The sequence below is a fragment of the Schaalia cardiffensis F0333 genome, assembly GCF_005886435.1.
Taxonomy (GTDB): Bacteria; Actinomycetota; Actinomycetes; order Actinomycetales; family Actinomycetaceae; genus Pauljensenia; species Pauljensenia cardiffensis.
The window spans coordinates 775,662-787,023 of record NZ_CP040505.1 but is presented as its reverse complement, the minus strand read 5'-3'; the positions used below and the strand labels follow the sequence as shown (position 1 = coordinate 787,023).

Below are 11,362 nucleotides of genomic sequence, written 5' to 3'. Positions count from 1 at the left end.
GAGCGCGGACGTCACTGCGTCGGAGTCGTCGGATACAGATCCGGCGAGCTTGACGATGCGGGAATCCCGAGGTTCCTCACAGCCACTTTGGCGACATCTCCGAAAAGCGGCGCGGAGGAATCTGAGGAGATATACCCGACCTTCGGATTGTAAAGGACGACAGAAATCGCCAGGCGCGGAGCATCGACGGGAAGGAGGCCGGCCGTCGTTGAAACGACGCCATGACCGCCGTCTTCGAGGATGATATCCGCGGTGCCGGTCTTCACTCCAAGACGGTAGCCGTTAACTTTGGCTGCCCCTGCCGTACCAAGTTTGTCTTCGACGACCGATTCCATCATCGTCATGAGAGTTTGCGCTGTCTGGGCGTTCATTGCCTGGGTCGGGGTCGGAGCCTCGGGGATGACAACAGTCCCATCGGCGTTCGTCACCGATTTGACGATCCGAGGCGCGATGCGGACCCCTCCATTTGCGATGGTTGCGAGGAAGGATGCTTCTTGCAGGGGGGAGATCGAATAAGACTGCCCGAACATGGACACATACCGGTCGCGTCCAAGCCATTCGGTGTCCGGGCGCACACTGCCCCCGGTTTCGCCCGGAAGTTCAATCCCGGTGGGTTCACCGAATCCGAGGCCTCGCATCATCGTGTAACGCTGCTCGTCACTCACCGTCTGGCCCACGAGGACAGTCCCCGTGTTCGAAGACTCAGCGAGGATTCCCGTAGCGGTCAAGACCTCGCCGGAGTGCTCATGAAAATCCGTGATCGGACCGCCCGCATCAGCCAGGTCCAATTGATAAGGAACGTTGAAAACGGTGGTCGGCGTGATTGATCCTGCTTCGAGAGCTGTGGCGAAGGTGACGAGCTTACCGACAGAACCGGGTTCGACCGCGTACTGGACGGCGGAAACGGCCTGCAGATTCGCATTATCGGGCACCGTCGAGTTCGAATCCGCAAGGACCAAGATCTGCCCGGTCGAAACATCTTCAACAACGATCGAGCCCCAATCGGCCTGGTGCCTACTCACCCTTTCGTCGAGGAGTTCTTGGACCTGGTGCTGTAGATCGGCGTGGATCGTCAAAGCGACTGACGCGCCGTCAACAGGATTCTTCACGGTCTGCTTGCCACCCGGAATCACCGCTCCATTGGGTGCGATTTCGAAGGCCTCCGTACCGGGAATCCCTTTGAGTGAGTCCGTGTATTGCGCTTCAATTCCGGAAGATCCCTTCCCATTGGCATCGACGGTTCCGATCACGGGAGCTGCGAGCGCACCGTTCGGATAAGTGCGCTCGTACACGGCTTCCCATTCGATGCCATAAATGTTCAGGGCGCGGATCTTACGGTAGGTGACCGCATCAACATTCCTCTTGACGTACTCGTACTTCGAGGAACCCATGAAAAGGCCGCCCAGTTCTGCTGTGCTCATGCCCAGCAGCTCGGAAAGCTGGCGAGCGGCCTCAGTGGGCCCGTAACCGACGACAACATTCTTCGTCTGTCCCTCTACCTCTTGTTTCTCATAGTGCACGTACTTGCGGATGTTCTCCTGGTTCACTGCGATGTCATAGGTGAGGATCGAGTCAGCGAGAACCATCCCGGTCGCATCGGTAATCTGACCGCGCTTCGCCGCGATGTCCGACTTCGATGTGCGCACCGCTTCGCCCTCGGCCGCGAGTTCCGGGGCTTGGACGATTTGCAGGTTGACGAGGCGCACGATGCACACGCAAAGCAAGAGCACGACCATCAGGAGAATGTGGCGAGCTCGTCGAGCAGATTGATTCATGGTTTCGCCTTAGCGCGCGGCGGGCGTTCCACCTTCAACGACGCCCGTATTCAAAGTGATGAAGCCTGTGTTTCCCGCGGGAACCATTCCCTGCGCGCGAGCCTGAGTCTCGAGCGAGGAGGGCGAGGAAACCTCCTCGATTCTCACTTGCATTGACCATGCTTCAGCATCGAGCTCGTTGAGGATGATCTGCTGGGAACGGATTTCGTAGGCCGTTTGCGCCATGCGAGTGTGCAGGAAGATCGAAGTGGCTGCCGAAACGATGAGTACGGTGAGCAAGACCGCGAAGAAGACGAGGGCGGAGCGCCCGCTGCGTTGCCCTTCAATAACCCGGATCTGTTGGACGGAGGCGTGCAGGCGCTCCGGACGGGAGGCGGGCCCGGTTTGGGCTGCTGCTCTCATGAGAGCTCCTTCCATTCGCGAACGAGTCGGACGCCGCGCAGTCGTACGGAAGCGGATCGAGGGTTGTGGGTGATTTCAGCGTCGTCGGCCATGCGGGCTCCTCTGGTGAGCAGCTCAAGGCTCGGTGCCATGTGCTCGGGAATCACCGGGAGCCCAGGAGGCAGATCGATCGAGGAGCCCGCTCGGAAGATCTCCTTGACGATCCGGTCCTCCAAAGATTGGTAGGACTCGACCACGAGGACGCCGCCAGTGTTCAGAGAGCGCAGTGCCGCTGGAATCGCATCTTCGAGGATCCTCAGCTCGTCATTAACGGCGATCCGCAAGGCCTGGAAGGTCCTCTTCGAAGGGTTGCCACCGCTTCGACGTGCGGGGGCTGGAATGGCTGCGCGAACAATATCAGCGAGTTGACCGGTGCGGCTCAGCGGCTCCGTATCTCGGCGTTCAACGATGAGCCGGGCGATCCGGGATGCGAATCGTTCCTCCCCGTAGACGCGCAAGATCCGAGCGATTTCCTTCTCGGGTGCGCTCGCAAGGAGTTGGGCTGCACTGATCCCGCTCGTCGGGTCCATTCGCATGTCCAATGGAGCGTCCGCGGAGTAAGAGAAGCCACGTTCGACCTCGTCGAGCTGGAAGCTGGAGACCCCCAGATCCATGAGGATCGCGTCCGCTTTTCCACTTGGCGAGTGTTGGGCCACGACCTCGTCAATGTGGTCGTAGGTGGTCTGCACGGCGGTGAAGCGATCAGCGAAGGGGGCGAGGCGCTGGGAGGCGAGAGCGATGGCCTGGGGGTCGCGGTCGATGCCGATAAGGCGGGTGTCGTGGAATCGTTTGAGGGCCGCTTCGGAGTGCCCGCCCATGCCGAGGGTGCAATCAACAAGGACTCCCCCTTCATCGGGCAGACCGAGTGCGAGCATGTCGAGGCATACGTCAAGAAGGACGGGCGTATGACGCGCCGAAGTGTCGGGGGTGCCCACATCCGCTCCTTCCTGTCGAGGGCGACTCGTGGAGCCGGGTCCCCCACCGGGCTCCGCCATCGGGGAAGTGATGTCGGAACACGGATGGAGACCGAGCACAACGAGTCAGAACATGCCGGGGATGATCTCCTCAGCGGTTTGCGAGAACACCTCTTCCTGGACGGCGAGGTACTCGCGCCAGGCTTTGGCATTCCAGATCTCTGCACGCGAACCGGCACCGATGACGGTGAGTTCACGGTCGAGACCGGCGTAGGTCCGAAGATCGGCTGGGACGCTGATGCGCCCCTGCTTATCCGGAACCTCCTTGTAGGCGCCCGAGAGCATGACTCGGATCCAGTCGCGCGCCTGTTTCGACGACAGTGGCGCGTTCATGAGGTCCTTCGTCATTTCCTCGAACTGTGAGGCAGGGAATGCGTAGACGCAGTGCTCCTGACCTCGGGTGAGGACGATGCCGCCCTCCATGTCCTCGCGGAACTTGGCGGGGAGGAACATGCGTCCTTTGTCGTCGAGCTTGGGCTCGTATGTGCCAAGGAACATGTTTCACCGCCTTCCCCCGCGGAACACTTTTCCCCACTTTACCCCACAAGCTGACTTTCAGGGCACCGTTTTTCGGAAGATCCTCCACACAACAGAGCAACAATCCGCAGAACCATGCGGAAAACTTGCTGTGGTGAGAAGTGGGGAAGATTTTCTCGAGCTTGTCTGGAGTGCGAGAGAAGAGGGGGTTATCGGACGCCCGAATCAGTGTTTTGCCTGCTCTGGGGCTCCTCAAGGAGGAATATGGAGCGCCCAGGGGTGCAAAGTGGGGACGAACAGGGAGCACGGCCGGGGTGGAAAGTGGGGAGGAGACAGCTCCGAACTCACCGGCACCCAGACCTCGATCATCAGGGAGCAGCCCGGGGCGGGCAGTGGGGATGAACAGGGAGCGGGTCGGGGTGGAAAGTGGGGACGAGGGAACAGCATGGGGAGGATGGTGGCAAACAGCCTTCACTCCCCCGCTGGCTCAGCACTCACTCCCCAGGGTGGAAAGTGGGGACGATCAGGGAACGCCCCGGGGTGGAAAGTGGGGGCGCCCAGAGGCTCAGCGCTCACTCCTGGGCACAGCGCTTACGCGCCCGGGCACAGTGCTTACGCGCCCGGGCACAGCACCCGCCAACAAGTCGGACACACCCCCATAACAATGCGCACCGCGGGGCACGACCATGGTTACAAGTCGGACACAACCCCTGCACAACACGCAAAGACCAGACTTCGACCTGAGGTTACTTCAACGATCCACGACACAGTGTTCGACTTGTGGACCACACAAGCACAAGGGCGCACATACAACGCGCACTCTCAGAATCCCGGATTCCAGATCCGAGCAAAACTCAGTGACGGCCCCGCTCTTGCCAACGACGCTCCTGATCCGCAAGGAAACTCGCCCAAGAACTCCGCTGGCGCTTCACCTTCTTCTTCGGAGAAGGAACCCCACTGCCTTTCGGCGAAGAGATCGCGAACCACACACCGCCGACCATCAAAATGAACCCAGCGACGCCCAAGAGGATCGACACAAGCGAATAACCGAGAGACACCGCAGCAACAAGAACGATAAGGCCCACAACGGCGAGCAATGCTCCCGCTGCGATGCGACGGGGGGAAAGGCGAAGTGGGGCATGGTCCTCAATGGGAGACTCCATTTGAGACGCGAAAGCCGGGTCAGCACGACGGAACTCTTCTTCCATCTGTTCGAGTACTTGCTTCTCATAATCGGAGAGAGCCACGACGCCTCCTTTCAGATCCGTACCCCCAGTCTAATCCGTCGCGTGACCCTCAAGCGATTCAGTTCCACCAGGGCGCTGAATCAGAGTCGCCGGCGCAATCGCATTCCTTCCAAAACGCGAGAGCACCGAATCCATCGCACGCTCCGAGGCGAGGGGCTTGCCGTCCTCGTCCAAAGTGACAGCGATCCCCTCGTCCCTTGAGCACAATCCCTCGCAGCGGACCCCCACGAGGCGAACTCCACCCGCAGGCATCACCTCACGTTCGAAAAGCCCCTTCACAGCCTCGAAGACAATGCGCCCGACGTCGCTCGGGGCGTGAAGGGTCGTGGAACGCGTCAGAGTTTTGAAAGCAGGATCACGCAGTTTCAGGACAATCGTCGACGCAACCCATTCGTGAGCGCGCAAACGTTGGGCGCACTCGTGGGAGGCTTTGAGGAGGAAGGCTTCCACTTCCTCGCGGGTTCGCAAGTCCTCATCGAAGGTCTGCTCCGTTCCAATGGACTTCTCATCGCGGTGGGGCGCAACCCTGCGTCGATCAATCCCCCACGCCAGATCATGAAGCCGGTGGGCATTGGCGACTCCCACAATGCGGCTCAGCCGAGACATCTCCAGCTTTGCCAGATCTCCGATCGTGTCGATGCCCGCCTTTTCGAAGCGTTTGGCGGACACGGCCCCAACTCCCCATAGGGCACCCACGGGTAATCCATGAAGAAACTCCACAGTCCTATCCTCTGGGATGAGGAGGAGGCCATCGGGTTTCGCATTCGAAGACGCGATCTTCGCGACAGATTTGGAAGAAGCGATGCCCACACTCGCAGGAAGCCCCACTTCTTCGCGGATTCGAGCCCGCAGCATGCGCCCGATGCTCGTCGGAGAACCCAAGCGCCGTCTCGCCCCCGACACGTCGAGGAAGGCCTCATCAATCGACACCTGCTCCAACTCGGGAGTCACCGAAGAGAGGATCGCCATGACACGTTTCGAATACTCCGAATAGGCGCCCCGGCGTGAAGGCACGACCCTCGCCTCGGGACACAAAAGTCGTGCTCGAGCCATCGGCATGCCCGCACGCACGCCCTTCGCCCTCGCCTCATAAGTGGCCGAGGTAACGACCCCACGATTGGAGGTCCCCCCAACAATGATCTCCTTGCCCGCCAAAGAAGGGTCTTCGGCGAGCTCAACCTGCGCGAAGAAGGAATCCATGTCGATATGGAGGATCGGGGTCGCTGAATCGTCATCTCCCCAAAAGCGGCGCCCCCTGGCGTCGCGCGGCGCATTCGACATATCCCCTCCTCTCCTCGTCTCGCTACAGTGTCCCCCATGGCACGGGCATCAGCGCGCGGAAGTGAATTCCACACAGTCGATTCGGGCGAGGTCGAGATCCGCTGGGATGGGCCCATTGCCACCGTATTCCTCAACGGCGTCGAATCCTCAGCGATCCACACTGATGATCCCTCGATCCTTGAATTCGAGTACATGCAGCACGCGAACTGCGCCCTCGACGCAGTATTTCCTGCTCCGCAGAGGATTCGAGCACTCCACTTGGGAGGAGCTGCATGTGCCCTCCCTCTTGCTTGGGCTACCCTGCGGCCCGGCTCGCGTCACAGCGCCGTCGAGATCGACCCCGGCCTCGCGGGCGCTGTACGCGATTGGTTCGATCTGCCTCGCTCTCCGGCCTTATCCATCCGGGTTGGGGACGCTCGCGCCGTCATGTGCTCCATGAAAGACGCCTCTTTCGATGTGATCGTCCGCGACACCTTCGACGAGGGGAAAGTCCCCGCTCATCTGCGCACCACTGGCTTTGCCCGTGAGGCGAGGCGAGTTCTCAAATCTGAGGGGTTGTTCCTCCTCAACTGCGCCCACGGGGGCGGCGAAGACGCCAGGCGCGAGATCGCCTCGCTTCGAGAAGAGTTCTCGCAGCTGTGCTCGATCCAGGATCCGAAGGTCGGTCGCTCGGGTCGGCGCGGTAATGTTCTCGTCGTTGCGAGTAACTGCGCGTATCCGATTGATGAGCTCGATCGGCGACTGCGCACACTGCCACTTCCTGCCCGAGTCACTCATGGGAGGGCACTGGAGAAATGGTGTGCGGGTGCCAAGCCCTTTCTCGATCCAGAACCCTCATCTCAAGGCGTGGGCGTGGCTCAAGGTGCAGGCTCGACTCAAAGCGAAGACTTGGCTTCGAAAGCCCGGGCTTGACTCGAGGCGCAGGCGTGGCTCAAGGCGTGGGCGTGGCTCAAGGTGTGTGCGTGGCGTCGAAAGCCCGAGCTGCAGTCCTTTCAGACGGCGCCCTTCAAGATACGAGCCTTCACTACGGGCACTTTTATGACGGGCCCCTTCAAGACGGTGCCGAGTTCGTCGAGTCCCCTCAAAAGAATCAGTGAGAGGATTCTTCGCCCGAGTTCTGCTCGCCACTTGCGGACTCGCCCTGGGCTGAAGGCCCCGCACTCGACGAAGCAGCGGACTCATCTGATTCAGGCTGAGCGCTATGGCGAGGGCGCCCGACGTTCCTGGGAGCATTCGGGTTCAGCCTGCGCAGCTCAACACGGCGCAGCGCGGCCTGAAGCGGATCCGATTCTTCTTCCGCTTGCGCCTCTTCTGCCTCGTCTTTTTCTGGCTGCTCCGCGAGGTTCGCGAGATACGCCTCAATGACGTCGCCAATGTCCTTCTCAGTCTTGCGCTCAGACCTCAAAGGAGTGCGTTCAGCCCACTCTCCCGGGGGAACACCGTCTTTGCCAGCTCCGCTCAAGGCATCGAAGTGCTCCTCGAGGGCGGCCACCGTGCGCTGCATCTCAGAGTTCGATTCCAAAATTCGCTCGATCGCCGTGTGTTCTTCGGCGGCGTCCTGTTCGAGTTCACCCACGGGAAGAGACAAGTCCGCCAGATCCGACAAAGCACTCAAGAGTGCGGAGGCGCCTGCAGGATAAGCGGCATCCGCGACGTAGAAGGGGATGGCGGCGAGGAACACGATCCCCGGAATCCCCTGATTCGCCAGCCGCTCCTGCAGGAAAGTCGTCATCGGCGTTGGGAAACGCAAGGTCGCCGCCATCTGAGGCTGTTCAGGAATAAGGGCCTTTTCCGTAGCCTGGACATGAACGGGCGTCGGCCTCGTATGGGGAACCCCCGAGGGCATTCCGTTGAAAGAAACGACGATCTCTACACCCGCTCGGGTCGCAAGTTCGGTGACGATCCTCGAGAAGGACTCCCATTTCGCATCCGGCTCAGCACCGTGAAGCACCAGCACAGGGTTGCCGAGATCGTCTTTGACTCGGTCGAGGACGAGTTCGGGCATCTCCACGGACTCGAGCACCCAGTCACTCACCGTCGCGAAAGGCCGGTGAGACCTGTAATCGAGGAAAGCATCCGTATCGAAAGTGGCGACGCGTTCCGTGGGCAGCGAACGCAGCATCTCTTCAACTGCCAGACGAGCGGCACCACCCGCATCGAAAGCACCGTTGAACTGGGCGACGAGGATCCGCGCCTTCGTGTCCTCGACATCTCCCCGCCAGAAGAGGTCTTCATCGGTTGAGCGCACGGGCCTCTCCTTTCAGGTCGTCAGTTCTCATGCCCCTTCCACGCTACCTGGATGGACAAAGCGATGCGCGCCTAGATCCACGAGTTGCGCCATGAGCGAAGGAGAACGAGAGCAAAGGCGAGAAAGAACAGACATCACGAACGAGGGCGAGGGCCGGGGCGAACGAGGGCGAGGGCCGAGCCACACGAAAACCGAGGTCCCCTCCCACACACCCTGCAAGACAGGCAGAAGCCGGGGCCGAGCCACAGAAGGACTGGGGCCAAGGCCTTGGCACCATGAGCAAGGACGAGGGGGCACCACGAAAAAGAAGAAAGAACACCATCAGCACGACGCCCCAGACACCACGAAACGAGGGCGAGGGCCACCACGAACACAAGAGAACACCTGGCCGGTTCTTCTCCGTGGACTTGGCGAAGCCTCCGGCTGCACATGAGGCACAATGGTTTACCCCTCTTCACCGACCGCAAAGGACGCGCATGGCCGAGCAGCCCTCAACGCACTCGAGGCCTCCCCTCCCAGAGCAGGAATTCGTTGACGCCGCCTACGCGCGTCTCGACGCATTGCGCCGCTCCTACCGTGAAGGCCAAGCGAAGGCTCATGCCACGCACGGCGTCGGCAACGCACAGGGCTGGACTGAAAGGGACGCGATCTCCTCTCACCTGGGAGATATGGCAGCCCGCCTCGAAGGGGTCGAAGAACGCCTCGTCTTCGGCCGACTCGATACGAAAGAAGGGCTCGTCCACCATATCGGCAGGCTCTCACTCCTCACCGAGGAAGGCATCCCTCTTCTCATCGATTGGCGCGCCCCCGCCGCGATGCCCTTCTACCAGGCGACCGCTGTCGAACCACGAGGGGTCGTCAGGCGCCGCCACATCACAACGAAAAAGCGGAACGTCACCGCAATCGAAGATGAGCTCCTCGATTCACACTCCGCGAGCGCCCTGGATCTTCAAGGAGAAGGGGCCCTCATGTCCGCGCTCACAAAGGCGCGCGATGGGCGAATGGGCGACATTGTGGCGACGATCCAATCTGAACAGGATCAAATCATTCGCGCAGCCGACGATGGCCTAGTCGTCGTTCAAGGCGGGCCGGGGACCGGCAAGACTGCTGTGGCGCTGCACCGCATCGCCTATCTTCTCTACTCGCAGCGCGAGCGTCTTGAGCGCTCCGGGGTGCTTCTGCTCGGGCCTTCTCGGGTTTTCCTCCAATACATCGAAAAGGTCCTGCCTTCCTTAGGTGAGACGGGCGTTGTTTCCACGACTCTTGGCGACCTGCTTCCCGGGATCAGCGCGAGGGGCAGCGAAGCTTTCGCCGTCGCGCAGGCGAAGGGACGCTCCGGCTGGTCCAGACTTTTGCGCCAGGCGGTCCGTTCCCTTCCCAGACTCATTGACGAGCCTGTGCGCCTTGAAGTGTGGAACCGCAGTGTTGATCTTCTTCCCGAGGACGTGAACGCGGCCTTCAAACGTGCGCGCAACTCCCATAAGACGCACAACGAGGCGCGAGAGATTTTCGCCCGCGAGCTTATGAAGACGCTCGCCAAGCGTCTCGCAAGCGAAGCCGCGGAAGGGCTCGGGCGAGTCGAAGAAGAGGACATTGCGAGCTGGACTGCGGAGATTCGAGATTCCATTGATGCTCGTCGTGCGATCAACCTGGCGTGGATGCCCACGGGTGCTCAGACTCTTCTCACGCGCCTGTATGCGAGGCCACAGCTTCTCCGCGCTCTCAATGCCTCGGCGAAGCATCCCTTGAAGGATGCGGATCTGGAACTTGTCGAGCGGCATGGGGGTGAATGGACGCCGGCAGATGTGCCGCTGCTCGATGAACTCGAAGAGCTTCTCGGTCCGATGCCGAACTCGAGGAGGAGTCGTCGCGACTCCACCGCAAAAGAGGAGATCAAGCGAGCTCAGGAGGCAATTGATCGGCAAGGATTGGGTGGGGGCATTGTGACCGCCGCCCAGCTCGCCGCATCTGCGAGAGCCGAGGTCGAGTGGAGCCCCCTGACGGAGAAGGCGGCCGCTGACCGCCAGTGGGCCTACGGTCACATCGTCGTCGACGAGGCACAGGACCTGTCGCCGATGGCGTGGCGCGCACTGCTTCGACGCTGTCCCTCCCGCTCGATGACGATCGTGGGAGACCTTGATCAGCGTCGCGGGAAGAATCGCCCCCATACCTGGGTCGAGGCCCTGGGACCGGCTCGCCGCGCTTATTCGGGCGAGTACGTGCTCTCCGTCTCCTACCGGACCCCGGCGACTTTGACCGCTATCGCTGAGTCGGTGATGGCTCGGGCCGGTGAGCCCGTCGTCCACCCCATGAAGGCCGTGCGAGATGTCGAGGATTGCTACCGAGTTGTCAGAGTCAAAGCTGAGAGCGAAGCGGGGGGCCCAACCGAGGCGAAAGGTGAAGCCTGTTCGGGAAGCAAGGCCCACCCGGGGGGCGAAGCTGAGGCGAAGGCTGAGGTCCAGCAGCAAGACGAGACCCTGCGAGGGGGCGAATCCTTAGCAGGCCATGAGCCTGTGATTGGCCGCAAGAGCGTTCACACTCACGAGCGACTCGTGAGCGCGGTGAAGCAGGCGGTGAACCTCGCCCTCGAACGTCTCGATGCCGAGTCCGGTGAAGGCTCAGGCCGCGTCGCGGTGATCGTCGGTTCTCAGCGCGCTTCGATGTGGGGAGCGGATGTGACGGGAAGTCGGGGCTTGGACTCGCGAGTCTCGCTCTTGTCCGCTCCGGCCTCGAAGGGCCTCGAATTCGACTCGGTGATCCTCGTTGAGCCCGCAGAACTTCTCGAGGACGGCCCAGGGGATCTCTTCGTCGCCCTGACGCGAGCCACCCACGATGTGACTGTCCTTCATGAAGGAGAACTCCCAGCGGGAATGGAGGAATGGTAAGCCCGGTGAGGCGCGAGCCTAAGGAATGGTGAAC

The 11,362-nt window shown here is 61.2% G+C and carries 9 protein-coding genes; 2 read left to right on the top strand and 7 right to left on the bottom strand.

Going from position 1 to position 11,362, the window contains the following annotated elements:
• Positions 1 to 11: 11 nt before the first annotated feature.
• From FFA61_RS03210 to dinB, 6 genes are all read right to left on the bottom strand, one after another.
• A complete protein-coding gene (locus tag FFA61_RS03210; RefSeq protein WP_005961676.1) occupies positions 12 to 1,775 on the bottom strand; it encodes a peptidoglycan D,D-transpeptidase FtsI family protein in 1,764 nt (587 codons plus the stop codon).
• Between the two features lie 9 nt (positions 1,776 to 1,784).
• Positions 1,785 to 2,177, bottom strand: coding sequence for a cell division protein FtsL (gene ftsL, locus FFA61_RS03205; protein WP_005961678.1), 393 nt, complete (start codon positions 2,175 to 2,177; stop codon positions 1,785 to 1,787).
• On the bottom strand, positions 2,174 to 3,151 hold the full coding sequence (gene rsmH / locus FFA61_RS03200; RefSeq protein ID WP_005961680.1) for a 16S rRNA (cytosine(1402)-N(4))-methyltransferase RsmH: 978 nt from the start codon (positions 3,149 to 3,151) through the stop codon (positions 2,174 to 2,176). Before rsmH ends, ftsL begins: the two co-directional genes overlap by 4 nt.
• 105 nt (positions 3,152 to 3,256) lie before the next feature.
• On the bottom strand, positions 3,257 to 3,688 hold the full coding sequence (mraZ, locus tag FFA61_RS03195; RefSeq protein WP_005961682.1) for a division/cell wall cluster transcriptional repressor MraZ: 432 nt from the start codon (positions 3,686 to 3,688) through the stop codon (positions 3,257 to 3,259).
• Between the two features lie 833 nt (positions 3,689 to 4,521).
• A complete protein-coding gene (locus tag FFA61_RS03190) occupies positions 4,522 to 4,914 on the bottom strand; it encodes a DUF3040 domain-containing protein (protein WP_005961684.1) in 393 nt (130 codons plus the stop codon).
• Between the two features lie 30 nt (positions 4,915 to 4,944).
• Positions 4,945 to 6,195 (bottom strand): DNA polymerase IV, encoded by a 1,251-nt coding sequence (gene dinB / locus FFA61_RS03185; RefSeq protein ID WP_005961686.1) that lies wholly within the window; start codon positions 6,193 to 6,195, stop codon positions 4,945 to 4,947.
• Between the two features lie 36 nt (positions 6,196 to 6,231).
• On the opposite strand from dinB, the gene FFA61_RS03180 reads away from it, so the two are divergent.
• Positions 6,232 to 7,107, top strand: coding sequence for a spermidine synthase (locus FFA61_RS03180; protein ID WP_005961687.1), 876 nt, complete (start codon positions 6,232 to 6,234; stop codon positions 7,105 to 7,107).
• Between the two features lie 178 nt (positions 7,108 to 7,285).
• On the opposite strand, the gene FFA61_RS03175 is transcribed toward FFA61_RS03180, so the two are convergent.
• Positions 7,286 to 8,443: a proteasome assembly chaperone family protein gene (locus FFA61_RS03175; RefSeq protein WP_005961691.1), complete on the bottom strand. Its 1,158-nt coding sequence runs from the start codon at positions 8,441 to 8,443 to the stop codon at positions 7,286 to 7,288.
• A gap of 476 nt (positions 8,444 to 8,919) precedes the next feature.
• On the opposite strand from FFA61_RS03175, the gene FFA61_RS03170 reads away from it, so the two are divergent.
• Entirely contained in the window at positions 8,920 to 11,328 is a 2,409-nt protein-coding gene (locus FFA61_RS03170) for a HelD family protein (protein ID WP_005961693.1), read from the top strand.
• The last annotated feature ends 34 nt before the right edge of the window (positions 11,329 to 11,362 follow it).

What these genes read in the sequence shown, in the direction of transcription:
- FFA61_RS03210 (WP_005961676.1), bottom strand. Translation starts at nt 1,775, where the DNA reads ATGAATCAATCTGCTCGACGAGCTCGCCACATTCTCCTGATGGTCGTG.
- ftsL (WP_005961678.1), bottom strand. Translation starts at nt 2,177, where the DNA reads ATGAGAGCAGCAGCCCAAACCGGGCCCGCCTCCCGTCCGGAGCGCCTG.
- mraZ (WP_005961682.1), bottom strand. Translation starts at nt 3,688, where the DNA reads ATGTTCCTTGGCACATACGAGCCCAAGCTCGACGACAAAGGACGCATG.
- dinB (WP_005961686.1), bottom strand. Translation starts at nt 6,195, where the DNA reads ATGTCGAATGCGCCGCGCGACGCCAGGGGGCGCCGCTTTTGGGGAGAT.
- FFA61_RS03180 (WP_005961687.1), top strand. Translation starts at nt 6,232, where the DNA reads ATGGCACGGGCATCAGCGCGCGGAAGTGAATTCCACACAGTCGATTCG.
- FFA61_RS03170 (WP_005961693.1), top strand. Translation starts at nt 8,920, where the DNA reads ATGGCCGAGCAGCCCTCAACGCACTCGAGGCCTCCCCTCCCAGAGCAG.